At 65.4% G+C, this 24,730-nt stretch carries 18 protein-coding genes and 1 pseudogene; 7 read left to right on the top strand and 12 right to left on the bottom strand.

What is annotated here, in order from left to right; genetic code table 11:
• Nucleotides 1–14: 14 nt before the first annotated feature.
• Complete coding sequence (gene miaB, locus J7359_RS00510) at nucleotides 15–1,349, bottom strand: tRNA (N6-isopentenyl adenosine(37)-C2)-methylthiotransferase MiaB (RefSeq protein WP_209054575.1); 1,335 nt, start codon at nucleotides 1,347–1,349, stop codon at nucleotides 15–17.
• 94 nt (nucleotides 1,350–1,443) lie between these two features.
• Nucleotides 1,444–1,899, bottom strand: coding sequence for a DUF2380 domain-containing protein (locus tag J7359_RS00505; RefSeq protein WP_209054574.1), 456 nt, complete (start codon nucleotides 1,897–1,899; stop codon nucleotides 1,444–1,446).
• Nucleotides 1,900–2,085: 186 nt separating this feature from the next.
• On the opposite strand from J7359_RS00505, the gene J7359_RS00500 reads away from it, so the two are divergent.
• Nucleotides 2,086–3,456, top strand: coding sequence for an aminotransferase (locus tag J7359_RS00500; RefSeq protein WP_209054573.1), 1,371 nt, complete (start codon nucleotides 2,086–2,088; stop codon nucleotides 3,454–3,456).
• Nucleotides 3,457–3,508: 52 nt separating this feature from the next.
• On the opposite strand, the gene J7359_RS19845 is transcribed toward J7359_RS00500, so the two are convergent.
• Together J7359_RS19845 and J7359_RS00495 are read right to left on the bottom strand one after the other, a co-directional pair.
• A complete protein-coding gene (locus J7359_RS19845; RefSeq protein ID WP_247740088.1) occupies nucleotides 3,509–4,015 on the bottom strand; it encodes a hypothetical protein in 507 nt (168 codons plus the stop codon).
• Nucleotides 4,012–5,727 (bottom strand): ComEC/Rec2 family competence protein, encoded by a 1,716-nt coding sequence (locus J7359_RS00495; protein ID WP_247740087.1) that lies wholly within the window; start codon nucleotides 5,725–5,727, stop codon nucleotides 4,012–4,014. The genes J7359_RS19845 and J7359_RS00495 overlap by 4 nt, the downstream gene beginning before the upstream one ends.
• 115 nt (nucleotides 5,728–5,842) lie before the next feature.
• Between J7359_RS00495 and gltX the strand changes: the two genes are divergently transcribed.
• Together gltX and gltA are read left to right on the top strand one after the other, a co-directional pair.
• On the top strand, nucleotides 5,843–7,240 hold the full coding sequence (gene gltX, locus J7359_RS00490; protein WP_209054572.1) for a glutamate--tRNA ligase: 1,398 nt from the start codon (nucleotides 5,843–5,845) through the stop codon (nucleotides 7,238–7,240).
• 78 nt (nucleotides 7,241–7,318) lie between these two features.
• The gene (gltA, locus tag J7359_RS00485; protein ID WP_209054571.1) at nucleotides 7,319–8,611 is read left to right on the top strand and encodes a citrate synthase; all 1,293 of its coding nucleotides are present in this window, start codon (nucleotides 7,319–7,321) and stop codon (nucleotides 8,609–8,611) included.
• A 76-nt stretch (nucleotides 8,612–8,687) separates the two neighbouring features.
• Here the strand turns inward: gltA and J7359_RS00480 are convergent, their stop codons facing one another.
• Nucleotides 8,688–9,461, bottom strand: coding sequence for an aspartate/glutamate racemase family protein (locus J7359_RS00480; protein WP_247740086.1), 774 nt, complete (start codon nucleotides 9,459–9,461; stop codon nucleotides 8,688–8,690).
• 167 nt (nucleotides 9,462–9,628) lie between these two features.
• Between J7359_RS00480 and J7359_RS00475 the strand changes: the two genes are divergently transcribed.
• Nucleotides 9,629–10,297: an SDR family oxidoreductase gene (locus tag J7359_RS00475; protein ID WP_209054570.1), complete on the top strand. Its 669-nt coding sequence runs from the start codon at nucleotides 9,629–9,631 to the stop codon at nucleotides 10,295–10,297.
• 99 nt (nucleotides 10,298–10,396) lie between these two features.
• Here J7359_RS00475 and J7359_RS00470 read toward each other — a convergent pair whose 3' ends face one another.
• The 5 genes from J7359_RS00470 to J7359_RS00450 form a co-directional block, all read right to left on the bottom strand.
• Nucleotides 10,397–12,196 (bottom strand): aminopeptidase P family protein, encoded by a 1,800-nt coding sequence (locus J7359_RS00470; protein WP_348524307.1) that lies wholly within the window; start codon nucleotides 12,194–12,196, stop codon nucleotides 10,397–10,399.
• Complete coding sequence (locus tag J7359_RS00465; RefSeq protein WP_209054569.1) at nucleotides 12,193–12,885, bottom strand: metal-dependent hydrolase; 693 nt, start codon at nucleotides 12,883–12,885, stop codon at nucleotides 12,193–12,195. Before J7359_RS00465 ends, J7359_RS00470 begins: the two co-directional genes overlap by 4 nt.
• 71 nt (nucleotides 12,886–12,956) lie before the next feature.
• Nucleotides 12,957–14,693: a single-stranded-DNA-specific exonuclease RecJ gene (gene recJ / locus J7359_RS00460; protein ID WP_209054568.1), complete on the bottom strand. Its 1,737-nt coding sequence runs from the start codon at nucleotides 14,691–14,693 to the stop codon at nucleotides 12,957–12,959.
• A 61-nt stretch (nucleotides 14,694–14,754) separates the two neighbouring features.
• Nucleotides 14,755–15,720 (bottom strand): class II fructose-bisphosphatase, encoded by a 966-nt coding sequence (gene glpX / locus J7359_RS00455; protein ID WP_209054567.1) that lies wholly within the window; start codon nucleotides 15,718–15,720, stop codon nucleotides 14,755–14,757.
• 81 nt (nucleotides 15,721–15,801) lie between these two features.
• Nucleotides 15,802–16,053, bottom strand: coding sequence for a BolA family protein (locus J7359_RS00450; RefSeq protein ID WP_209054566.1), 252 nt, complete (start codon nucleotides 16,051–16,053; stop codon nucleotides 15,802–15,804).
• Between the two features lie 81 nt (nucleotides 16,054–16,134).
• Between J7359_RS00450 and J7359_RS00445 the strand changes: the two genes are divergently transcribed.
• On the top strand, nucleotides 16,135–16,761 hold the full coding sequence (locus J7359_RS00445; protein ID WP_209054565.1) for a J domain-containing protein: 627 nt from the start codon (nucleotides 16,135–16,137) through the stop codon (nucleotides 16,759–16,761).
• A 33-nt stretch (nucleotides 16,762–16,794) separates the two neighbouring features.
• Here the strand turns inward: J7359_RS00445 and lnt are convergent, their stop codons facing one another.
• On the bottom strand, nucleotides 16,795–18,342 hold the full coding sequence (gene lnt / locus J7359_RS00440; RefSeq protein ID WP_209054564.1) for an apolipoprotein N-acyltransferase: 1,548 nt from the start codon (nucleotides 18,340–18,342) through the stop codon (nucleotides 16,795–16,797).
• A 632-nt stretch (nucleotides 18,343–18,974) separates the two neighbouring features.
• Nucleotides 18,975–20,510 (bottom strand): annotated as a pseudogene (locus J7359_RS00435) (DEAD/DEAH box helicase); the annotation flags it as partial.
• A 258-nt stretch (nucleotides 20,511–20,768) separates the two neighbouring features.
• Here J7359_RS00435 and J7359_RS00430 point away from each other — a divergent pair.
• Complete coding sequence (locus J7359_RS00430; RefSeq protein ID WP_209054562.1) at nucleotides 20,769–22,880, top strand: sodium:proton antiporter; 2,112 nt, start codon at nucleotides 20,769–20,771, stop codon at nucleotides 22,878–22,880.
• 92 nt (nucleotides 22,881–22,972) lie between these two features.
• Nucleotides 22,973–24,715: an arginine--tRNA ligase gene (gene argS / locus J7359_RS00425; RefSeq protein WP_209054561.1), complete on the top strand. Its 1,743-nt coding sequence runs from the start codon at nucleotides 22,973–22,975 to the stop codon at nucleotides 24,713–24,715.
• Nucleotides 24,716–24,730: the final 15 nt, after the last annotated feature.

Here is a 24,730-nt window from a genome sequence, read left to right as displayed (position 1 = left end):
CCGCGGCGAGGCGGTCAGGCCACCAGTTCGCCGCGCAACGAGTTCGGGGCGCTTTCCACGATCCGCACCTGCGCCAGATCGCCGATCCTTGCGTCCGGCGCCTTGACGAAGACCGAATGCAGATAGTCCGATTTTCCGACCATCTGCCCCGCGATCCGGCCCGTTTTCTCGAACAGCACGCCAAGCGTCCGCCCGACCATGGCCGCCTGCGCATCCTTCTGTTGCCGTGACAGCAGGGCCTGCAGTTCCTGCAGCCGCGCATCGGCGATCGCGGCATCGACCTCGGGGCGCTCATAGGCGGGGGTGCCGGGCCGAGGTGAATACTTGAAGCTGAAGGCGCTGCCGAAGCCGACTTGTTCGATCAGACGCAACGTATCGGCATGGTCCTGATCGGTCTCGCCCGGAAAGCCCACGATGAAATCGCTGGTCAGCATGATGTCGGGGCGTGCGGCGCGAATGCGGTCGATCAACCGCAGATACTGGTCCGCCGTGTGCTTGCGGTTCATCGCCTTCAGGATCCGGTCGCTGCCCGACTGGACCGGCAGATGCAGATAGGGCATCAGCTGCGGCACGTCGCGATGCGCCTCGATCAGGTCGTCGGCCATGTCGTTGGGATGGCTGGTCGTATAGCGGATGCGGTCCAGCCCGTCGACGTCCCCAAGGGCACGGATCAGGCGGCCGAATCCCCATTCGCGCCCGTCTTCACCCGCGCCATGCCAGCCGTTGACGTTCTGGCCCAGAAGCGTGATCTCGCGCACGCCGCGCGACACCAGATCGCGGGCTTCGCGCAGGATGCGCTCGACCGGGCGGCTGACCTCGGCCCCGCGGGTATAGGGCACCACGCAGAACGCGCAGAACTTGTCGCAGCCTTCCTGCACGGTCAGAAACGCCGCCGGTGCGCGGCGCGTCGCGCGCGGCGCGGGCAGGTGGTCGAACTTGTCCTCTTCCGGGAAGTCGGTGACGATTCGCGGAGCCTCGCCCCGAACCATCGCGGGCAGGCGGTGGTAGGTCTGCGGGCCCACGACAAGATCCACCAGCGGCATCCGGCGGATGATCTCTTCGCCCTCGGCCTGCGCCACACAGCCAGCGACGCCGATCTTCATGTCCGGCCTGTCCGCCTTCAGCGTCTTCAGGCGGCCCAGATCGGAATACAGCTTTTCGGCCGCCTTCTCGCGGATATGGCAGGTGTTCAGCAGCACCATGTCCGCCTGGGCCTGATCCTCGGTCAGGACATAGCCTTCGGCGCCCATGGCCTCGGCCATGCGCTGGCTGTCATAGACGTTCATCTGACAGCCATAGGTCTTGATGAAAAGTTTTTTCACAGCCGTGGTGCTGGTTTCGTCGGTCATCGGCGCTGTCCTTGGGGTTCGCGCGCTGATACAGCAAAACACGGGTATTGCAAAGACGATGCCGGATCGGCGGCGCCGCTGCAATGTCAGGGGGTCATTCGCCCGCCTCGCGCATCTGACGGGCAAGAAACCGGCCCGCGCGGCGCCAGGCATCGTCGTTGTCGCCGCGGAAATTCAGGTTGCGGCTAAGGATCAGGTCACCGCTTTCGGTGTCGACCAGATTGGCGAACAATTGCAGGATCAGTGTGCTGGTCTTCTGCGCGACGATGAACAGCGCCTGATCATCGCCGCTGTCGCGGGCCAGGCCCAACAGGCATTCGGTCGTTTCGGGCGAACAGGTCGCAACGACATCGGCACCGATCAGCGATGCGTCGTCGATCTCGCTCAGCAGCGTCTCGGCCAGGATGTCCATGCGTCGCTGATGATCCTGCTGCTGATCGCGGGCCTCTCTGGACGTGTCCAGCAGTTTGACTGGCAGGATGCCGACCTGCTGCGCCCCCGTGGTTGCGGGCAGGGCGGCAAGCAGCACCGCAGCGATGACGTTACGCATATCTCACCTCTTGCGCCCCAGCGTAGTCGGGGCTGAACGCAGCGTGCAATCGGCAATTCGTCTGGTCCGACGGGCGATCCGGCGTGAAACCGGCCAGGACGCTGGCAATTTGCGCGCGCGGGAATGCCGCCCATTGAACGCCTCTCGCGGCGCGGCTAGCTTGCCTTCAGATCCGTCCACGGAGGCATGACGATGAACAAACCGCAAAGCTGGGAAGCCCGCGCCGACGAATATTCGCTGTATGGCTTTACCGACCTGCCAAGCGTGCACAAACGCGGCGCCGTCGTGCTGACCCATGGCGAGGGGCCCTATGTGGTCGATGTGAACGGCAGGCGGTATCTGGATGCCAATTCCGGGCTGTGGAACATGGTCGCTGGTTTCGATCACAAGGGTCTGGCCGAGGCCGCAAAGGCCCAGTACGACAAGTTCCCCGGCTATCACGCGTTCTTCGGGCGGATGTCGGATCAGACCGTCATGCTGTCGGAAAAGCTGGTCGAGGTCTCTCCGTTCCCGAATGGCAAGGTTTTCTATACCAACTCGGGGTCCGAGGCGAACGACACCATGGTCAAGATGCTGTGGTTCCTGCACGCCAGCGAGGGAAATCCGCAAAAGCGCAAGATCCTGACCCGCGTGAACGCCTATCACGGTGTGACGGTGGTGTCGGCCAGCATGACCGGAAAACCCTATAACGAGGTGTTCGGCCTGCCGCTGGACGGGTTCATCCACCTGACCTGTCCGCATTACTGGCGCAATGGCGAAGAGGGCGAAACCGAAGACGAATTCACCGCCCGCATGGCACGCGAACTGGAAGAAACCATCGAACGCGAGGGTGCGGACACCATCGCGGGCTTCTTCGCCGAGCCGGTCATGGGTGCGGGTGGGGTCATTCCGCCGTCCAGCGGCTATTTCCAGGCGATCCTGCCGATTCTGAAGAAGCACGACATCCCGATGATCTCGGACGAGGTGATCTGCGGCTTCGGCCGGACCGGCAATACCTGGGGGTGCCAGACCTATGACTTCACGCCGGATGCGATCATCAGTTCAAAGAACCTGACCGCTGGCCTGTTCCCGATGGGCGCGGTGATCCTGGGGCCGGATCTTTCCGAACGCCTGCAGGCCGCCATCGAGAAGATCGAGGAATTTCCGCATGGCTTCACCGCCTCGGGCCATCCGGTCGGTTGCGCGATCGCGCTGAAGGCCATCGACGTGGTGATGAACGAGGGCCTCGCCGACAACGTGCAGCGGCTTGCCCCGCGCATGGAGGCGGGGTTGCGGGCGATCATGGATCGCAGCGACCATATCGGCGAACTGCGCGGCATCGGCTTCATGTGGGCGCTTGAGGCGGTCAAGGACAAGGCGACCAAGACCCCCTTTGACGGGGATCTGTCGGTCAGCGAACGCATCGCCAATACCTGCACCGATCTGGGCCTGATCTGTCGCCCGCTGGGGCAGTCGATCGTGCTGTGCCCGCCTTTCGTGCTGACCGAGGACCAGATGGACGAGATGTTCGACAAGCTGGAACAGGCGCTGAACAAGGTTTTTGCCGAGGTCGCCTGACCGCATCGGGGCAAGCATCGCGGCGCGAACGCGCCGCGGCGCCGTGCTGATGTCAACGCGGGTTGCGGTGACGTTCTGCCGCGGTGGTGATGCCGGGTCCTTCGGGCGTCATGTCGATGGCGACGGCGCCCGTTTTGCGCAGTTGGCGCAGGTCGAAGACCAGGCATGGCGCGGGGGTGGCAGTCGATGGCAGAGCCTCGTTGACGACGACGATATGACGTGGCTGGCATGCCGCGGCGGCACGCGCGCCCGACCCCTTGCCGGTGAAATGCAGGATCTGCCAGCCATGCGGCAGATCGGCCCGGCGGTCGCGTGCGTCGCCCGACCACGCCGGTCTGGCGGCGGCGGCGGCCTGTGTTGCCGTATCGCCATCCTCAAGCAGCCACGAACTGACCACGAAGGCGCCACCGGCGGGTTTCGATATCGCGCGCCCTTGCGCGGTCATCAGGCCGACGGCCTCGCCTTCGGGCGCGATCAGGATGCTTGGTCGGGATGCGGACAGCCACAATGCCAGTGCCGCGCCCAGCATTGCCAGACCGGCGGCGAATCCCGCCGTCATGGGGGAAGACGGTGACGCCCGCTGCCCGGTCGCCAGCACAGCACCGCCAGCACGGCGCCGAAACCCATCAGCGGCAGGACAGGCGCAGGCGGCAGGGTGATCGCGCTGACTGCACCGTCTAGTCCCGCGACGAATTCGGCCACGCGCAGCATCCAGTCCGTGCCGACGCCCATAACCCACAATGCCGGCCCGGCCAGTCCGACGGGGGCAAGTACCGCTCCGATCACCCCCGCCGGCATGACAAGCGTGCCCATCACCGGAACGGCCAGAAGATTGGCCAGAAGCCCGTATTGGGCCATCCGGTTGAAATGGGCTGCCGCAATCGGCGACGTCGCCATCGCCGCTACGAAAGACGAGATCAGCAGCATCATGACCGGCCGCAGCCAGAACGGCAGATGCGGAGAGATCCGCGACCACGGACCATAGGTCAGGATCAGCGCGACCGTGGCGGCAAAGCTCATCTGGAAACCGGGCGATGTCAAAGCCTCGGGGCTGTAGATCAGGATGATGGTCGCCGCCAGCGCCACTGTCCTGAGCGATATCGCTCGGCGGTCGGCAAGGATCGCGCACAGCATCACCGCCACCATGACGAAGGCACGCTCGGTCGCGACGCCGCCGCCCGACAGCCACAGATAGCCCGCAGCCGCGGCCAGCGCACCGAACGCGGCCAGTTTGTGCACCGCCTGCGGCAGCGGGGCGCCCAGCCCCTGCGCCAGTACAAGGGCCAACCGCAATGCGGCATAGACAAAACCCGCCAGCATGCTCATGTGCAGGCCCGAGATCGAAATGATGTGATACAGGTTCGACGCGCGCATCGTCTCGTTGGTGGCTTCCTCGATCCCAGATCGGTCGCCGGTCATCAGCGCGGCGGCCACCGCCCCGCTTTGTCCGCCGATGCGGGTTTGGATCGCGGCGCTGATCGCCATGCGCGCGCGATGCATTCCCCAGATGCCGCCCTGCGGCGGTCCGACTGCCATGACCGGGGTGCGGCTGTAGCCGACGGCACCAAGTCCTTCGAACCACGCGTGCTGGCGAAAATCGAAACTGCCGGGCGCGGCCGGTCCCGGCGGCGGTCCCAGATGGCCGGTCAGCATCACCCGCTGTCCCAGATCGGGCAGCGCATCTTCCGCCGCATCCATCAGCGACAGGCGGACCCGGCCCGGCGTGCGGTCGGGCGCCAGGTCGCGCAGCACCACCCGGTCCAGCGTCAGCCGGATCCGGTCGCGGGCCGAACGGTCGATCTGGACCAGCCGCCCCTCGACCGGTCCATAGTAGCGCCATTCCAGAACCGGTGCCGCGACCTGAGCTGATCGCAACCCGGCAAGCCCGATCCCGGCAGCAATCAGCGCCAGCGCCAGACCGATCAGTCTTGCCCCATCGGCCGCCCGCCAGCCGATACGCCCGGCCTCGGCAAGCGGAAGCGCGGCGCGCGCCAGCACAAGCGATAGGGATGCGACGGCAGCAAGGGCCAGCCACTGGAACCGTGAGGGCCGCAACGGCAGCGCGAACCAGATCGCGATGCCGACCGCCAGACAGACGGGGACCCACGCGAACTGTCCCGCCCGGCCTGCTGCGGCCGGGCGGGCAGGGCGGACGGTCGCTGGCTGTGCCGCACGCTGACGGGACGGAGCAAATCCCGGCAGCGGCGTTATCGCGGCCGTCGCCGTGGTGCCTGCGGGCAGGCCTGACCTGCTGCCGGCCGGGGCGGTCATTCTTGTCCTTTCTGCGGGGCTTCTCTATCTCTACGTCACGACCATGGCACGACCTGCTTACCAAAGCGTTAACGCGGTTCTGCCCGACCCGGAATTCGCGACCAGGAAGGCCCGAATGAACGACCAAGCCCAGATCGTCACCCGCTTTGCCCCGTCACCCACCGGATATCTGCATATCGGCGGGGCGCGGACCGCGCTGTTCAACTGGCTTTACGCGCGTGGCCGGGGCGGGAAGTTCTTGCTGCGGATCGAGGATACAGATCGCGCGCGCTCGACCGCCGAGGCGACGGCGGCGATCCTGAAGGGACTGGAATGGCTGGGGCTGGACTGGGATGACGAGCCGCTCAGCCAGTTCGCGCGCAAGGATCGCCACGCCGAGGTGGCCCGCGAGATGCTGGCGGCGGGCGCGGCATACAAGTGCTTTTCCACCACCGAGGAAATCGCGGCTTGGCGCGAGGCGCATCCGCGCGAGCCGTTCAAAAGCCCGTGGCGTGACGCGACGTACCTGCCGGACACGCCCTATGCGATCCGGCTGAAGGCACCCCGTAGCGGCGAGACGGCGATCGAGGATGCGGTGCAGGGTCAGGTCCGGGTCGCCAATGATCAGCTGGACGATATGGTCCTGCTGCGCAGCGACGGCACGCCGACCTACATGCTGGCGGTGGTGGTGGACGACCACGATATGGGCGTGACCCATGTGATCCGTGGCGACGACCACCTGACCAACACAGCCCGGCAGATCCAGATCTATGACGCGATGGGCTGGCCGCGCCCGGTCTTTGCCCATATCCCGCTGATCCACGGCGAAGACGGCAAGAAACTGTCCAAGCGGCACGGAGCGGTCGGGCTGCACGAATTCGCGGCGCTGGGATATCCCGCCGCCGCGATGCGCAACTATCTGGCACGGCTTGGCTGGAGCCATGGCGACGACGAATTGTTCGACGATGCCCAGGCCCGCGAGTGGTTCGATCTGTCAGGAATTGGGCGCGCGCCTGCCCGTCTGGATTTCAAGAAGCTGGAACATGTCAGCGGGCATCATATCGGCATGATGGACGACGCCGCATTGCTGGCCGCGCTGGAACTGTACCTGTCCGAAACGGATGCCCAGCCTCTTTCCGCGACGCAGAAACAGCGGCTTGTGCCGGCGCTGCCGGCGTTGAAGGAAAAGGCCCGGACCTTGCCGCAACTGCTGGATCAGGCGCGATTTGCGCTGGTCGAAAGACCCGTCGATGTGGACGCGAAGGCGGCGAAAAATCTGGACACGGTATCCCGTGGTATGCTGAAATCATTGACTGCCGCGGTGCAGCATGCTAGCTGGACGCGAGACGAGCTGGAGCAGGCGGCCAAGCAGGTCGCCGAGGAGAACGGCGTCGGGTTGGGCAAGCTTGCGGGGCCCCTGCGCGCCGCTCTGGCCGGGCGCACCGCGACCCCCAGCGTGTTCGACATGATGACGGCGCTAGGCCGCGAGGAATCGCTGGCCCGGCTTCAGGACCAGACGGAATTGGCAGGCTGAGGCCTGCCGTCACATGCCAGGGTCGTTCCCAAGCATTTTCTTGTGATCGGCCCGGCTCAGCCGGAAAGGACGTTTTGGATGGCCGATAACAAGACCGCCAAGTTGCTAGTCGGAGATGCAGAGTTCGGGCTGCCGATCCTCAGCCCGACTGCCGGGCCGGATGTTCTGGACATTCGCAAGCTGTATGGGCAGGCGGGTGTCTTTACCTATGATCCGGGCTTCACCTCGACAGCCAGCTGCGATTCGACGATCACCTATATCGATGGTGACAAGGGCGAGTTGTGGTATCGCGGGTATCCGATAGAACAGCTGGCCGACAAGTCGCACTATCTGGAAGTCTGTTACCTGCTGCTGTACGGAGAGCTTCCCTCGGCCGAGCAACTGACCGATTTCGAAGGCCGTGTGACCCGCCACACGATGGTGCATGAACAGATGCACAATTTTTTCCGCGGCTTCCGTCGGGACGCGCATCCGATGGCGACCATGGTCGGTGTCGTGGGCGCCATGTCGGCCTTCTATCACGATTCGACGGATATCGGCGATCCGTGGCAGCGCGAGGTCGCCTCGATCCGCCTGATCGCCAAGCTGCCCACCATCGCCGCAATGGCCTATAAATACTCGATCGGTCAGCCCTTCGTGTATCCCGACAACGAACTGGATTACGCGTCGAACTTTCTGAACATGTGCTTCTCGGTCCCCGCCGAGAAATACAAGGTCGATCCGGCGCTGGCCAAGGCGATGGACCGCATCTTTACCCTGCATGCGGATCACGAACAGAACGCCTCGACCTCGACCGTGCGTCTGGCAGGCTCGTCGGGTGCCAACCCGTTTGCCTGCATCGCGGCTGGCATCGCCTGTCTGTGGGGGCCGGCGCATGGCGGCGCCAACCAGGCATGTCTGGAAATGCTGCGTCAGATCGGCAGCGTGGAAAACATCCCCGAATATATCGCCCGCGCCAAGGACAAGGACGATCCCTTCCGCCTGATGGGCTTTGGACACCGTGTCTACAAGAACTTCGACCCGCGGGCGAAGGTCATGAAGGAATCGGCGGACGAGGTTCTGGATCTGCTGGGGATCCATGACAACCCGACGCTGCAGGTTGCCAAGGAGCTGGAAAAGATCGCGCTGGAGGACGAATATTTCGTCTCGAAGAAGCTGTATCCGAATGTCGACTTCTACTCGGGCATTATCCTGGAAGCGATGGGCTTTCCGACCTCGATGTTCACGCCGATCTTCGCGCTGTCCCGCACGGTGGGCTGGATTGCACAGTGGAAAGAGATGATCAGCGATCCGCAGAACAAGATCGGTCGTCCGCGCCAGCTTTATGTCGGGTCCGACAAGCGCGATTATGTGGATGTCGGCGCGCGCTGAAGCTGATGTGTCAAATGGCGATGCAAAAGGGGGCCTTTCGGCCCCCTTTTCTGTTTGCGCCCTGCGAGGCTTTCGGTCAGTCCTGCGCCGCGATCGCGGCGGCGGCGGCGCGTGCCGCTGCATTGACCGCAACCACCAGCGGCACCTGGAAGTCGGGTTGCAGCCGCAATGCGGATGCGGACAGGGGGCCGCCGCCCATGATGACGGCTTGGGCATTGTCCTGTTCGACCGCGACCTGAACCACCTTGGCAAGGGCCGCGTCCAGTTTCTCGGGCGACTGCACCAGCTCGTTGGGATCGCCTTCGGTTACGCGGGTGCCGCGGTACTGTGCTTCATAGCCAAGCGAGGCGGCCTTCTGCCGGAATGATTCGATCAGATCTTCGTTCGGGGTGACGGTGACGATCGAAAAAGCGCGGCCGTCACGGGCAGCTTCGTGAAAGACTTCCTCGCCGATCCCGAATACGGGCAGATCAACCGCATTGCGCAACTCTTCCAGGCCGGGATCGCTGAAGGCGGCGATGATGATCGCGCCGATGGCAGGATCCTCGGCAGCCGCCTGACCGATCGCCACGACGCCAGACACCGCGTCGATCATGTCCTGCGGCGTGGTCAGCAGGGCCGGGGCCTGATTGTTGCTTTTTCCCAGTACGGTCACAGCTTCGCCCGCGGCTTCGGCTGCAAGTTCGGTCATCGACTGTGTCGCGGTCTGGTTCGAGTTCGGGTTGATCAGCAGGATCGTGTTGCCCCTGGTCTCGGCGACGGCCGGACTGACCATCAAGGCGGTGAACAGTCCAAGCGCGGGCAGCAGGCGTTGGATCGGGCGGAGGGTCGAGAAGCGGAAGGACGGCATGGATGTTCCTCTGTTGGCTTTCGTGTCCGGAATGGGCACTTTTATTGTTAACAATTAATGGTAACAATAAATGCATAGGCTGAACAGAACTTTGTCAGACGGCGAAAACCGCAGGATCCACCTTGTGGCATCTTGTGCAGTCCGAAGGCGGATGGCATGGACCCGGCATGAACAATGATCGTGATCTTGGCTCGGGAAACCGGCTGGCGCTCGTCACCGGCGCATCTCGTGGCCTCGGAGCGGCACTGGCCGAGGCATTGGCCGCGCGTGGCTATCATGTGCTGGCGGTGGCGCGAACCGTCGGCGGGCTTGAAGAGCTGGACGACCGGATCCGGGCCGCCGGCGGGTCGGCCACGCTGGCGCCGATGGATGCGTCCGATGCGGCGGCCATGCAGCAACTGGCCGAGGCGGTCGCCGGACGCTGGGGCGGGCTGGATCTGTGGGCGCATACGGCGATCCATGCCGCGCCGCTGTCGCCGGCACCGCATATCGACGGCAAGGACTGGGCGAAATCGCTGCTGGTCAATGTCGAGATCGTGCGCGGTCTGATCGCGCTGTTGGAGCCGCTTCTGCGGGCGCGCAGCGGCACGGCGATGTTCTTTGACGATTCGCGCGCGGGGCACAAGTTCTTCGGCGCCTATGGCGCGACCAAGGCGGCGCAGATCGCGCTGGCGCGAAGCTGGCAGGCCGAAACGGTCAAGACCGGCCCGCGCGTGCTGATCGCCGAACCTGAACCGATGCCGACTGCGGTTCGGGCCCGCTTCTTTCCGGGTGAGGATCGCGCTGCGCTGACGACCTGCAAGGACGAAGCCGCGCGCATACTGGCGACGCTGTAAGGGACCGGGCCCAAGGCCCGGTCATTGCGTCCCGCGATGGCTGGGGGTTTTGCATCCCCCAGCCCCCCTGCCGATCCCGTCGTCACAGGGCCGGCGCGGTTAGCCGATCGGCGATGTCGCCCTGAAAAGCCAGTCACGCGTCGCTGCATCGACAAGCGGCGAAATTTCGTCGCGGACCCGTGCGTGATAGGTATCGATCCACGCGATCTCGTCCCGCGACAGCGCGGTGCGATCAACGGCCCGCATGTCGATGGGACACAGCGTCAGCGTTTCGAAGCCCAGCATGTCGCGCCCTTGCTCGGCCTCGACTGTCGTCACCACGATCAGGTTCTCGATCCGGATGCCGAACGCCCCCTCGCGGTAATAGCCGGGTTCATTCGACAGGATCATGCCCGGTTCCAGCGCCATGTCGCTGGCTCGGCTGATGCGGACCGGGCCTTCATGCACGCACAAGGCCGCGCCGACGCCATGACCGGTGCCGTGGTCGTAATCCAGCCCCTGCTGCCAAAGGAACTGACGAGCGAGGGCGTCGATATGGGCGCCCGCCACACCCTTTGGGAACCGGGCGCGGCTGACCGCGACCATGCCGCGCAGCACCGCTGTATAGGGTGCAATGGAATCCTGCGAAGGCTGGCCCAGGGGCAAGGTGCGGGTGATGTCGGTGGTGCCGTCCGGATACTGACCACCTGAATCGATCAGCAGCATCTGGCCCGTCTGTAGCCGGCGATCGGAGGCCTCGGTCACCCGGTAGTGCACGATGGCACCGTTCGGGCCTGCACCCATGATCGTGTCGAAACTGATATCGATGATCCCCTGTTCGACCCGCAGCGTTTCCAGTTTGCGAACCACGTCGACCTCGGTCAGGGTCGTCGGATCCTGTCCGTCCAGCCATGCCAGAAGGCGCACCATTGCCGCGCCGTCGCGACGATGGGCCGCGCGCATGCCGTCCAGCTCGGCCACGGTCTTGCGGGCCTTGGGCAGGATGGCCGGGTCCGGCGCAAGGGCGATGCCCGTTCCGGCGCGTTCCAGCAGGCGAAAGGCAGCCTCGGGCGCGGTGGCGGGGTCGATGCGGACCGGGCCTTCCAGATCCAGAAGCGCCGCGGGCAAGCCTTCGGGGTGCAGGATCGCAACGTCGTTGCCCAGATGCGCCCGCAGGTCGCCATCGAACTTCGCAGGGTCGGCGAACAAGGCGACATGGCCGTCATCCGACAGGACCGCAAAGCCCTGCACGATGGGGTTCTTGGGCACATCGCTGCCGCGGATGTTGAGCAGCCACGAGATCGAGTCGGGAAGCGACAGGAACGCCGCGGCCTGACCGTCGTCGCGCAGGGACTTGGCCAGCCGGGCGCGCTTTTGCGCCGAACTCTCTCCGGCCAGTGCATCGTCATGGGCGCGGGCGGCGCCGACTGGCGGGGCCGGGCGATCGGGCCAGATCGCATCGATCGGGTTTGCATCGACGCCGATCAGTCCGACGCCGCTGCCTTCCAGCCCCTGTTCCATCGCAAGGATTTCCTTGCGGGTATGCAGCCATGGATCAAAGCCCACCCGCCCGCCTTCGGGCAATGCCTCGCACAGCCACGCCGAAGGCCGCGTTTCGGGCCAGTTGACGGGCGTGAAATGCGCCGTGTCGATCTGCTGACGGACCTGCACGCGATAACGACCGTCAATGAACACGCCCGCGCGGTCCTGTGTGACAATGGCAAAACCCGCGCTGCCGGTGAACCCGGTCAGCCATGCCAGCCGCGCATCGGCATCGGCGACATATTCGCCCTGATGGGCGTCGGCGCGCGGAACGATGAACGCATCCAGGTCCATGTCGCGCATGCGGTTGCGCAGATCTGCCAGACGGGCGGCGTGATTGCCCTGTCCTGTCGGATCCTCGAAGGACTGAAAGCTCACAACTCGATCGCCTTCATGATCTCGGGCTCGATCACGTCGACCCCGGGCAGGCCGTCGATCAGCGCCTGCGCCGACTGTTCCAGCAGCGGGAACGTCTTGTAGTGGCACGGGATGACGGTCTTGAAGTCGAAATACTTCCGTGCCGCGAATGCCGCGCGCCGCATGTCCATGGTGAAATGTCCGCCGGCGCACAGGATGCCGATATCGGGCTGGTGATATTCGCCCATCCACGCCATGTCGGCCATGATGTCGGTATCGCCGCTGACATAGATCACGCGACCTTCCCCGGCGATCATGTAGCCCGATTCGTGTCCCGCATAGATCGGGCCGTCCGCGCCATCGAGTGAACTGGAATGCGAGGCGTTGACCATGGTCACCTTGGCGCCGCCCAGATCGACCGTGCCGCCCTTGTTGAAGCCGATTCCGTCGATTCCCTGATGGGTGCCCCAGCTGTTGATCAGGTCGTAGATCCCGGCGACGGGGATCTTCAGCTCTTTCGCGATGGACAGCGTGTCGCCCGAATGATCGCCGTGGCCATGCGTCAGCAGGATATGCGTCGCGCCGCCGATCGCGTCCTGACGCCTGTCCTCGGGAAAGACGGGATTACCGGACAGCCACGGATCGATCAGGATCGCCGCGTCCTCGATTTCCAGCCGAAAGCCGGAATGTCCAAGCCAGGTCAGTTTCATCGCTGCCTCCTATCGGATGTCGCGGCCAGCCTAGCGGTGCGTCGCGGTGCTGACCAGATGCCGGATCGCGTTCAGGCCGGGGCGGCATCGTCCAGCCGCAGGCGCAGCCGTTCGCGCCCGCCCCAGGTTGACAGCTCCAGCTTGCCGGCCAGATGAAAGCGCCGCCCCTTGGCGCCGATCAGCCCGGGACCAAGCGGGCCGTTCATCGCCCCCCATGCCACTGCCTCGACCGGCGGGCTGCCCGGACTGCGGAAGTTCAGGCGCAGATGGCTGTCGCCCATCGTCGAGGCGCTGTCGATCAGCTGGTCGGCGAAGGCAAAGCGCGGGGCGGGGGCCGCCTGACCGAACGGACCCGCATCCTCCAGCCGGCGGAACATCTGCGGTGTCGCGCCCGCGCCTTCCAGAAGCCCCGAGATGCGAAGATCCCGGGTGCCGCTGCGATTGGACAGATCGCGGGCCAGCAATTCGGCCAGCCGTGCCATGGCCGGTTCGATCCTGGCCTCCTCGACGGTCAGCCCGGCCGCCATCTCGTGTCCGCCGCCCTTCAGCAGCAGGCCTTCCTGCGCCAGCCGCTGGATCGCACGGCCCAGATCGACGCCCGACACTGACCGTGCCGACCCCTTGCCGATCCCGTCCGCGACACCGATCACCACCGAGGGCAGGTCGGTCGCGTCTTTCACCCGCGCCGCGACGATGCCGACAACACCGGGATGCCAGCCCGCCCCGGCGGCCCATGACAGGGTCGTGTCGCCGCGCGCCTCGACCTGCGCCAGCGCCTCTTGCCGCACGGCAGCCTCGATCGCACGGCGGTCGCGGTTCAGATCGTCCAGCTCGGCCGCCAGCCGTGCGGCTGCGGCGCCGTCGTGACACGACAGGCACAGCGCCCCCAGGTCGGCGCGCCCGACCCGGCCACCCGCGTTGATGCGCGGGCCCAGAAGAAAGCCCAGGTGAAAGGCGTTCGGGGGACCGTCCAGACGGGCGACATCCGACAATGCCACCAGACCCGGCCGCTGCCGACGCGCCATGACCGAAAGGCCGGAACGGACAAAGGCCCGGTTCACCCCGACCAGCGGCGCGACATCCGCCACCGTCGCCAGCGCCACCAGATCCAGCATCGCCATCAGGTCGGGTTCGGGCCGGCCCATCTTGCGCAGAACCCGTCCGGCCTGCACCAGCGTCAGGAACACGACCCCGGCGGCACAAAGATGCCCCAGTGAACCATCTTCATCGGCGCGGTTGGGATTGACCACGGCCAGCGCGGGCGGCAACGTTTCGCCGCCCAGATGGTGATCCAGTACGATCACGTCGGCACCCCCGGCAGCGGCCAGCGCATCGTGACTGAGCGTGCCGCAATCGACACAGACGATCAGATCATGCGTCTTGGCCAGCGCCGACATCGCCGGCGCGTTGGGCCCATAACCTTCGTCGATACGATCGGGAACATACAGCGTCGCGTCGCGCCCCTGGACACGCAGCCAGTCCAGCAGCAGCGCGGCCGAGCTGCCGCCGTCAACGTCATAATCCGCAAAGACCGCAATTTTCTCGCCTGAAACCGCCGCCTGGACGATCCGCTCGGCCGCCGCGCCCATGTCGCGCAGGCTGAGGGGATCGGGCAGCAGATCGCGCAGCTTCGGCGTCAGGTATCCTTCGGCGGCTTCGGCCTCGACGCCGCGTTCGGCCAGAACACGCGCCACCGCCAGGGGCAGGGACGCCTTCTGTGCCAGCCCTTCGGCCCGCCGTTCCAGATCGGCCTCCGGGCCGATCCAGCGTCGCCCGCTCAGCGACTGCTCGATTCCCAGAAACGCCACGCCGTCCTCTTTCTCAAATATACCCTGCAGCAATCCCTGAAAGGGACGGGGCAGGGTCCCCTTACCTGATGGGGTTGCGATAGATCATCCGCCGGACCGATCCGGTCTTCGACCGCATCAGGATGGTTTCGGTCTGCAGATAGCCCGGTTCGCGCTTGACGCCCGCCACGATGGACCCGTTGGTGACCCCGGTGGCGGCGAAGATGACATCCGCCGTCACCAGATCGTCGCGGGCGTAGATCCGGTCAAGATCGGTGATGCCGGCTTTCTTGGCGCGGCCCTTTTCATCCTCGTTGCGGAACAGCAGCCGGCCCCACATCTGGCCGCCCATGCATTTCAGCGCGCTTGCCGCCAGCACACCCTCGGGCGCGCCACCCGAACCCATATACATGTCGATGCCGGTCAGCTCGGCTTCGGCGGTGTGGATCACGCCCGCGACGTCGCCATCAGTGATCAGGCGGATGGCCGCGCCGGTTTCGCGCACCTCGGCGATCATGTCCTCGTGGCGCGGACGCTCGAGAATGCAGACGGTGATGTCTCCGGCCTTGCAGCCGCGCGCCTTGGCCAGCGCGGTGACCCGTTCGGCGGGGCTCATGTCCAGGCTGACGACATCCTTGGGATAGCCCGGTCCGATCGCCAGCTTGTCCATATAGACGTCGGGCGCATGCAGCAGCGTGCCGCGCGGCGCCATGGCGATCACGGTCAGCGCGTTCGGCATGTCCTTGGCGGTCAGCGTGGTTCCTTCCAGCGGGTCCAGCGCGATATCGACCTCGGGGCCGTTTCCGTTGCCGACCTCTTCGCCGATATACAGCATCGGGGCTTCGTCACGCTCGCCCTCGCCGATCACCACCACGCCCTTGATGTCCAGCATGTTCAGCTGATCGCGCATGGCGTTCACCGCGGCCTGGTCGGCGGCCTTTTCATCGCCGCGCCCGATCAGCAGGGCCGAGGCATGTGCCGCCGCCTCGCTGACGCGCGCCAGCCCCAGAGACAGCATGCGATCATTGAAATCCTTCGGCGCGGTCATGGCCTTTTCCCTCGTTACCACTGCGTTGCCCGGCTTCTACGCGTGCCCCCCACGGGCGGCAAGCCTGACGGCGCTAACGGCTCAGCTTTCCGACAGCTCCAGCGCCAGCGCATGGATCCGCGGCACGATGTCGCCCAGAGCCGCATGGACCATCCTGTGTCGCTGGACGCGACCCGTGCCCGCGAAGTCCGGACTGGCCATGCGCACCCGGAAGTGACTTTGCCCGCCCTCTCGATAGCCGGCGTGACCACGATGCGATTCGCTTTCGTCGATCACCTCAAGCCGGGTGGGGTGCAGTTCGGCCAGTCGTTGGCGCATCTCGTCCGCGATCATCCGCATATCCTTTCGTCAAGACCTTTCATGTCGCGTGAAATAGCCTAAACTGCCGCCTCCGAGTCGCAAAGGTGCCCCAGCATGAGCAGTAACGACCCGTTCGGTTTCGACATTTCCGCCGCCAAGGACAAGAAGCGGCGCAACAAGGGCCGCCGAGGCATGTCCGGCGCGTTCGAGACATCGACGCGCATCTGTGACCGCGAGGGGTGTGACGAGCCCGGACAATACCGGGCGCCCAAGAACCCGCGGCATCTGGATGACTATTTCTGGTTCTGCAAGGAACATGTCCGCGAATACAACGCCAACTGGAACTATTTCCAGGGCCAGTCCGAAGAAGAGTTCCAGCAATTCCTGGACAACGCCACCGTGTGGGAACGGCCGGTCAAACCGTTCAGCCGCGCGGCGCAGGAACAGGCCTGGGCACGGCACGGTGTGGCAGATCCCCACGAAATTCTGGGGGCGAACGGCACCTCGCCCGAGGCCCGCGCCAAGGTCGCCCGGAAACTGCCGCCGACCGAGCGCAAGGCGCTGGAAATCCTCGAGGCCAAGGACGGCTGGACCCGGACCGAGATCCGCAAGCAGTACAAGTCGCTGGTCAAGGACCTGCATCCCGACATGAACGGCGGCGACCGATCGGACGAGGATCGTTTGGCCGAGGTGGTCTGGGCCTGGGATCAGGTCAAGGACAGCCGGTATTTCCGCGACTGACCAGCGGCTTCAGGCGCGGTATCGGCCGTAAATCTAGCGGCCTTTCCTGGCCTTCTGGCCAAGCCTCGGCAGCAGGATCGATCCGAACAGGACCAGCAGGGACAAAGCCACGACCGGCAGCGGTCCTGTCCGCTGCCAGAAGGTCGCGGTCAGCGCGCCGGGCAGTGCCGCGTCGATCTTGCCGGCGGCGCCAAGCGGCAGGCTGTCGCGGATCGTGCCGCGCGCGTCGATGACCGCGCTGACGCCGGTATTGGCGGCGCGGATCAGCGGCAGGCCGGTTTCGATCGCCCGCAGCCGCGCCTGCGCAAGATGCTGGTAGGGGCCGGAAAAGCGGCCGAACCAGCCGTCATTCGTGGCTTGCAGGATCCAGCCGGGCCGGTGGTCCAGTCCGCGCAGATGCTGCGGAAAGATTGCCTCGTAACAGATCAGCGGTTGAAAATCCGGCAGCCCGTCAACCGACATGATGGAAGGGCCGGGGCCGCGCGAATAGCCGTTGCCCTGCTGCGCGGCAAAGGCATTGATGCCGATCCGGGCCATCGCGTCGCCCCACGGGATATATTCGCCGAACGGCACGAGGTGGAACTTGTCATAGCTGGACAGCGGCGATCCATCGCGGGACAGCAGCGCAAGGCTGTTGAAGAAACGTCCCTGTTCCTGTCTCTGGATTCCCAGCACCAGCGGCGCGCCTGCTGCATTGGACATGACGGGAAGCAGGTCGTCCGCGTCGTTCAGCAGGAAATTCACCGCCGTTTCGGGCCAGATCACCAGATCGCGCCGCCCCGGTTCCGCCGACAGATCCAGAAGCCGGCGAAAGAAGACCGCCGACCATTCCGGGTTCCATTTCAGGCGCTGCTCGGCGTTGGGCTGGACGATTCGCAGCACGATGTCGCGGTCAGGCGGCAAGGGCTGGGCAAGGCGGGACAGACCTGCCGCCCAGATCGCGCCGGTCGCAAGAATGGCAAGCGCCGCACCGGGCAGAAAGCCGATCGCGCGCTGTCTGGCCGGCCGCCATGCCAGCGAAGGCGCCGAGGCCAGGGCAAGTGTTATCAGGCTCAGCCCGACCGCGCCGATCCAGGCGCCGCCCTGCGCAACAGGGGTATCGACCCAGACATGTCCGATACGTGCCCACGGAAACCCCGTGAAGATCCAGCCACGCAGCCAGTCCGACAGAACCAGCGCCGCCGGGATCGCGGCGGCTCGGGCGCGCCAGCCATGTGTCACGCGCGCCGCCAGCCAGATCGGCACCGCCCAGAACAGCGCGCCGCCAAGTGCCATCAGGAACAACGCGAATGGCGCCATCCAGCCGTAAATCTCGGGTTCGACCAGAAACGGCTCGACGATCCACGACAGGGAAAGGCCGAACCAGCCAAGCCCGGCGGCAAGACCATGCCAGAACACCGCGTCAGGGCGCGCCCGTGCAAGGCGCCAGATTATCACGGCGAGGGCCGCCAGCGTCGCGCCCCACACGCCGAAAGGCTGCAGGCCCAGGGCGGCCCCAGCCCCCAGGGCAAGATCGGGTATCAGCCGTGCGATCCCCGGCCGGCGGTGGTGCAGTCGTGGCGGAAGCGTGCGGTCAGGCATCGCCTGGATCAGATCTCGGCGTCGGCATTGTCCCGAGGCTGACCGGCCGGTTTCTGGTCTTCCGACGGCTCGGCCGTGTCGGCCTTCTTGCGCCGTGTTCGACGGGGCTTGGGTGCAGCTTTTTCGGTGTTGGCCGCCTCGGGCTTCTCGGAAGCGCCGACGGCATCAGCCGCTTCGGCGGGCGCAGCATCGGCCTTCTTGCGACGGGTGCGCTTGGGCTTTGGCGCGTCCTCGGCCGCGGCGTCAGCCGGGGTGGTCTCCTCGGCCTTCGGCTTGCGGGCACGGGTTCTGCGCGGTTTCGGCTTTTCTTCGGTCGCGGCCTCGTCCGCGGCCTCTGAGGTGGCGGCATCTGCCTCAGGCTCGACCGATTTTTCGGCGGTCGCCTTGCGACGGCTGCGCCGGGGTTTCGGCGGTGCCTTTTCTTCGGGCTCTGCCTGTGGCGCCGGTTTCTCCTGCGCGTCGTCCTGAGCCGAGGTATCCGCGGTTTGCGATTCCTGCTGGTCGTCGGCTGACTTGTCCTGCGCGGACTTGCCAGATCTGCGACCCCGGCTGCGCTTGGGCTTGGCCGGTTTCTCGGACGCGGGCTTGCTGTCTTCCACCGACGCAGCCGCGACATCTTCGATCGCGTCATTGTCGGTCGAGGTCGCGCTGTCGACGGCCGGGCGCAGGTTCACCAGCATGAATTCGGGCACGTGGTCGCCCATGCCCAGAACGGCGGGACCGCGCGAGTCGTCACCGCGCCCGCGCCCGCCGCCACGGCGACGGTCGTCGCGGCGATCATTTCCACGGCTCTCCTGACGTTCCTGACGCTCTTGACGCGGCGCTTCGGGCTCGGCCGGCTTGCCGGCGCGCGGGGCGTCGTTCCGCGAAGCCTGCGCGTCCTGTGCGTCTGTCTTGCCTTCATCGTCACGCCGGTCGCGACGGCGTTTGTCGCGTCCGCCGCGGCCACCGCGATCCTCGCGTTCCCGGCGCGGCGCCTGACTGGCGGCTTCGGACGGTGCGAAACCTTGCGGCACGGTGCCGCGCGGCAGCGTCTGCTTGATCAGGTTCTCGATCCCCGACAGATATTTATCGTCCGAGGGGGTCGCGATGCTGATCGCCGTGCCCTGGCGACCGGCACGACCGGTGCGCCCGATGCGGTGGATATAATCCTCGGCGTGGCTGGGCAGGTCGAAGTTGAACACATGGCTGACCGCCGGAATGTCCAGCCCGCGCGCCGCGACATCCGATGCGATCAGCAGTTTCAGCGTGCCGTCGCGAAAGCTTTCCAATGTGCGCGTGCGGTGGCTCTGATCCAGATCGCCGTGGATCGGGGCGGCGTCATATCCGTGCTTGGCCAGCGATTTGGCCACGATATCGACATCGGTCTTGCGGTTGCAGAAGATGATCGCGTTCTTCAGGCCGCCCTTGTCGGTTTCGGGGCCTTCCGCGTCGATCAGCGCGCGCAGCAACTCGCGCTTCTGCTTGGCGGTCTGGTCCTTGCGCGTCGGGCTGATCTCGATCAGGCGCTGGGTGATCGTCTCGCTTGCGGTGGCCTGTCGGGCGACCTCGATCCGCTCGGGGGCGTGCAGGAACGTGTTGGTGATACGCTCGATCTCGGGCGCCATGGTGGCGCTGAAGAACAGCGTCTGGCGAGTGAACGGCGTCAGCTGGAAAATGCGTTCGATATCCGGGATGAAACCCATGTCAAGCATCCGGTCGGCCTCGTCCACGACCATGATCTGAACGCCGGTCAGCAGCAGCTTGCCACGTTCGAAATGGTCCAGCAGCCGGCCCGGCGTCGCGATCAGAACGTCCACGCCGCGGTCGATCAGCTTGTCCTGTTCGGCAAAGCTGACGCCGCCGATCAGCAGCGCCTTGGTCAGTTTGGTGTGGCTGGCATAAATATCGAAATTCTCGGCGACCTGGGCGGCCAGTTCGCGGGTCGGACACAGCACCAGCGAACGCGGCATCCGCGCGCGCGCCCGCCCGCGACCCAGAAGCGTGATCATCGGCAGGGTGAAGCTGGCGGTCTTGCCGGTGCCGGTCTGGGCGATCCCCAGAACGTCGCGTCCTTCCAGCGCCGGGGGGATGGCGCCCGCCTGGATTGGGGTCGGGGTCTCGTATCCCGCCTCGGCGATGGCCTTGAGAACCTTGGGATCGAGCTTGAGATCAGAAAATTTGGTCATTCGGGGGCTTTCCAGATTGCCGCGCGACTGCGCGTTGCGTGCCATGCCGCGGGCCCGTATGGCGCTTATGCGGCTGTCATGGGACGCAATTCCGCACGCCCCTTCGGTCGGCCTGCCGGATGCAGGCCACGCATCGCCTAGACCAAACCCGCCGACACGTCAATCTTTCAGGACAAAACCTCAACAAAATGACATGTTTCAGGGAACCGGGCGGGCGATGGCCGGTTCCGACAACACAGGATCGAGTCAGGGACAGAGATGGCGACAGAATTGACCGGCGGGCTTAGCCCGATGCAGGCCTTTGCGGTGGTCGGTGCCGCGGGCGTTGGCGCGCAGTGGCTGGCGTGGCGTTTCAGGCTGCCGGCGATCGTGCTGATGCTGGCCGCCGGGCTTTTCCTGGGACCGGTGACGGGTATCTTCGTCCCGGCCCGCGACATCGGCGACATCATCCCGCCGATGATCGCGCTGGCCGTCGCCGTGATCCTGTTCGAGGGGGGGCTGACGCTCAGCTTCAAGAAACTGGCCGATGCCCGTCCTGCCGTCCGGCGGCTGGTCTATATCGGGGCGCCGCTTGGCTGGGTGCTGTCGTCGCTGACGCTGGTTTTCGTCGCCGGTCTTGGCTGGGAATCGGCCATCGTCTTCGGCGGGATCATGATCGTGACCGGTCCGACGGTGATCGCTCCGCTGCTGCGGCAGGCCAAGCTGACATCGCGCCCGGCCCAGACATTGCAGTGGGAAGGTATCGTCAACGACCCGATCGGGGCATTGGTGGCCGTCGTCGCGCTGGAGATCGTGCTGGTGCGCAACACCGGTGTCACTTGGGGCGAGGCGCTGGCGCAATTGATACTGGGCATCGGCTTTGCCGTCGTGATCGGCGTTGTCGCAGGCTATCTTCTGGTGCAGGCGTTCCGGCGCGGCTGGGTGCCTGAATACATGAAGGTGCCGCTACTGTTCGTCGCGGTGCTGGGAGTGTTTGCGGGGTCGGACAGCCTGCTGCACGAAAGCGGACTGCTGGCCGTGACCGTGATGGGACTGGTGATCGCGAACGCCGATCTGCCCAGCTATCACGAACTGCACCGGTTCAAGGAACATGCCACGATCCTGCTGGTGTCGGGCGTCTTCATCCTGCTGGCTGCAGGGATCGAATTCGACACGCTGGCGCAACTGGACTGGCTGCGTGCGGGACTGTTCGTCGCGGCGGTGGTCCTGATCGCCCGGCCGCTGACTATCATGACATCGCTGATCGGGTCGAACCTGCCCATGAAGGAACGCTGGCTGATCGCGCTGACCGGCCCGCGCGGGGTGGTTCTGGTGGCCGTGTCAGGGATCTTTGCCGAACGGCTGGTGGCCGAGGGGATCGACGACGGGGCGTTGATCGCGCCGCTGGCCTTCGTGCTGGTGCTTGTTACGGTCGTGCTGCACGGATTCACGCTGGCGCCGATCGCGCGGCGGCTGGGGCTGACATCGGGCGAGAAGCCGGGCCTGCTGGTCGTGGGCGGGTCGGTCTTTGCCACAAGCCTTGCGAAGGCTCTTGAGAAAGCCGACGTGAACGTGCTTATCACCGACACCAACCGTGACCATCTGCGCACCGCGCGTGCCGCCGGCATCCAGACCTTCTATGGTGACATCCTTGGCGAGGCGGCCGAACACAATGTCGAGTTCATCGCCTATGGTGCGATCCTTGCCGCATCCGACAACGATGCCTACAACACGCTGGTCGCCACCGATCTTGCGCCTGAATTCGGGCGCGAGAATATCTGGCAGCTTGCCCGCCACAAAGAGGATCGCGCCCGCCACGCCTTGCCGACGCAGCTCGGCGGCCAGACCATCGACGGAAACCGGACGCTGGCGCAGTATCTGGATCTTCTGGCCGAGGGCTGGATCTTCCGCACCACGCGGCTGACCGAGGAATACCGGCTGGACGACTGGCGGGAGGCTCGGGAAGGGGCGATACCGCTGGCCGTCGTTCAAAGTGGCGAGTTGTGGTTTGTCGGCAGCGACCAGGATCTGGTCGACAAGCCCGATATTCGCATCGTCTCGATGCTGCCGCCCGAGATCGCGGAAAGGATCGAACGCGAGAACGAGGCGCAGGCAAAGCCACAGCAGGGGGCCAAGCAGGTTGCGCGCGCCGAGGCCGAGGCCGTCAAGCGCGGCAAGGGAAACGGCAGCGTCGAGGGCGGCGCCGCCCCGGAACAGGCCGAGGAACTGCGCGAGGAACTGAAGGACGACCCCGAACTGATCGAGACCGAGGGTGACGCAAGCGACGGCAAGACGCCACGCGAAGGTGCGCCACAGCGCGATCCCGATGAAGGCTTGACCGACCAGGAAGCCGAAGCACCATCAGACAAGAAAAAGAACCAGAAGCCCTGACGGGCGCGTGCCGGATGCACGATGGCAAGCGTCGCTGTTGACCTTCACCGGTTGCAGGCGTTAACCCGCGCAGGTCAGTCAGGAAGCCGAATATGAACCTTTTCACCGATCTTCGCGGCGTCGTCGTGGATGCGCTGGACCAGATGACGCAGGCGAACGAGCTGCCTGCCGGTCTCGATTACGCCAATGTCACGGTCGAGCCGCCGCGCGATCCGGCGCATGGCGACATGGCCACCAATGCCGCCATGGTGCTGGCCAAGCCCGCCGGAATGAAGCCGCGCGACATCGCCGATCGGCTGGCCGCGCGGCTGACGGATCCCCGGATCGAAAAGGCCGAGGTCGCAGGTCCGGGATTCCTGAACCTGCGGCTGTCGCCGTCGGTCTGGCAGGGTGTCGTCCGGACCGCGCTTGGCTCTGGCGGCGATTTCGGCCGTTCGGCGATCGGCAGGGATCAGAAGGTCAACGTCGAATTCGTCAGCGCCAATCCGACCGGCCCGATGCATGTGGGCCATGTGCGCGGCGCGGTGTTCGGCGACGCGCTTGCGAATCTTCTGGCGTTCTCGGGCCACGAGGTCACGCGCGAATACTATATCAACGACGGCGGCGCGCAGGTCGACGTGCTGGCGCGGTCGGCCTATGAACGCTATCGCGAGGCGAACGGGCTGGAACCCGAAATCCGCGAGGGCCTGTATCCCGGCGACTATCTGATCCCGGTGGGCGAGGCACTGAAGGCCAAGTATGGCGACAGCCTGCTGGACCGCCCCGAAGAAGACTGGCTTGAGGATGTCCGCGAGTTCGCAACCCAGGCGATGATGGAAATGATCCGGCAGGATCTGGCATCGCTTGGCGTCAGCATGGATGTATATTCCAGCGAAAAGGCGCTGTACGGCACCGGCAAGATCGAAGCCGCGATCGAACGGCTGAACAGCCTGGGCCTGATCTATCGCGGCGTGCTGGAACCGCCCAAGGGCAAGCTGCCCGAGGACTGGGAGGCGCGCGAACAGATGCTGTTCAGATCCACCGCGCATGGCGACGACGTGGACCGACCGATCCAGAAATCGGACGGTGCATGGACCTATTTCGCGCCCGACATCGCCTATCACTGGGACAAGATCGGCCGTGGCTTTGACCAGCTGATCGACGTGTTCGGCGCCGATCACGGCGGCTATGTCAAGCGGATGAATGCGGCCGTGAAGGCGCTGTCGAACGGGCGCGTGCCGCTGGACGTCAAGCTGATCCAGCTGGTCAAGCTGTTCAAGAACGGCGAGCCGTTCAAGATGTCGAAGCGCGCCGGCACCTTTGTCACGCTGCGCGACGTGGTCGAAGAGGCGGGCGCCGACGTGACCCGCTTCATCATGCTGACGCGCAAGAACGACGCGGCACTGGATTTCGACTTTGCCAAGGTGCTGGAACAGTCCAAGGACAATCCGGTCTGGTATGTGCAATATGCCAGCGCGCGCGTCCATTCGGTCCTGCGCCGCGCGACCGAGGCGGGAATCGATGTCTCGGACGCGGCGCTTCAGGCGGCGGATCTGACCAGCCTTTCCCATCAGGCCGAGCTTGACTTGGCCCGGAAAGTTGCCGAATGGCCACGCCTTGTCGAACATGCCGCCCGCGCCCACGAGCCGCACCGGGTCGCATTTTTCCTGTATGACATCGCCTCGGACCTGCATTCGCTGTGGAACCGGGGCAATGACGACGCCTCGCTGCGCTTCCTGCAAGATGGCGATTCCGCAACCTCTCAGGCAAAAATCGCGCTTGTCCGGGCGGTTGGCGTTGTCATTTCATCCGGTCTCGCTATCCTTGGCGTGACTCCGGTCGAGGAAATGCGCTGATTCATAAAGTGCCCC

This window comes from Paracoccus sp. R12_2 (assembly GCF_017744015.1).
In the GTDB taxonomy this organism is placed as follows: Bacteria; Pseudomonadota; Alphaproteobacteria; order Rhodobacterales; family Rhodobacteraceae; genus Paracoccus.
The sequence above is the reverse complement of the archived record's forward strand: the minus strand, read 5'-3'. Positions and strand labels throughout refer to the sequence as shown.

Excerpts from the sequence above, each read along its gene's own strand:
- J7359_RS00500 (WP_209054573.1), top strand. The coding sequence starts at position 2,086 with ATGACGATGAACAAACCGCAAAGCTGGGAAGCCCGCGCCGACGAATAT.
- gltX (WP_209054572.1), top strand. The coding sequence starts at position 5,843 with ATGAACGACCAAGCCCAGATCGTCACCCGCTTTGCCCCGTCACCCACC.
- J7359_RS00430 (WP_209054562.1), top strand. The coding sequence starts at position 20,769 with ATGGCGACAGAATTGACCGGCGGGCTTAGCCCGATGCAGGCCTTTGCG.
- gltA (WP_209054571.1), top strand. The coding sequence starts at position 7,319 with ATGGCCGATAACAAGACCGCCAAGTTGCTAGTCGGAGATGCAGAGTTC.
- J7359_RS00505 (WP_209054574.1), bottom strand. The coding sequence starts at position 1,899 with ATGCGTAACGTCATCGCTGCGGTGCTGCTTGCCGCCCTGCCCGCAACC.
- J7359_RS19845 (WP_247740088.1), bottom strand. The coding sequence starts at position 4,015 with ATGACGGCGGGATTCGCCGCCGGTCTGGCAATGCTGGGCGCGGCACTG.
- argS (WP_209054561.1), top strand. The coding sequence starts at position 22,973 with ATGAACCTTTTCACCGATCTTCGCGGCGTCGTCGTGGATGCGCTGGAC.
- J7359_RS00495 (WP_247740087.1), bottom strand. The coding sequence starts at position 5,727 with ATGACCGCCCCGGCCGGCAGCAGGTCAGGCCTGCCCGCAGGCACCACG.
- J7359_RS00465 (WP_209054569.1), bottom strand. The coding sequence starts at position 12,885 with ATGAAACTGACCTGGCTTGGACATTCCGGCTTTCGGCTGGAAATCGAG.
- J7359_RS00475 (WP_209054570.1), top strand. The coding sequence starts at position 9,629 with ATGAACAATGATCGTGATCTTGGCTCGGGAAACCGGCTGGCGCTCGTC.
- lnt (WP_209054564.1), bottom strand. The coding sequence starts at position 18,342 with ATGCCTGACCGCACGCTTCCGCCACGACTGCACCACCGCCGGCCGGGG.
- J7359_RS00480 (WP_247740086.1), bottom strand. The coding sequence starts at position 9,461 with ATGCCGTCCTTCCGCTTCTCGACCCTCCGCCCGATCCAACGCCTGCTG.
- J7359_RS00450 (WP_209054566.1), bottom strand. The coding sequence starts at position 16,053 with ATGATCGCGGACGAGATGCGCCAACGACTGGCCGAACTGCACCCCACC.
- J7359_RS00445 (WP_209054565.1), top strand. The coding sequence starts at position 16,135 with ATGAGCAGTAACGACCCGTTCGGTTTCGACATTTCCGCCGCCAAGGAC.
- miaB (WP_209054575.1), bottom strand. The coding sequence starts at position 1,349 with ATGACCGACGAAACCAGCACCACGGCTGTGAAAAAACTTTTCATCAAG.
- glpX (WP_209054567.1), bottom strand. The coding sequence starts at position 15,720 with ATGACCGCGCCGAAGGATTTCAATGATCGCATGCTGTCTCTGGGGCTG.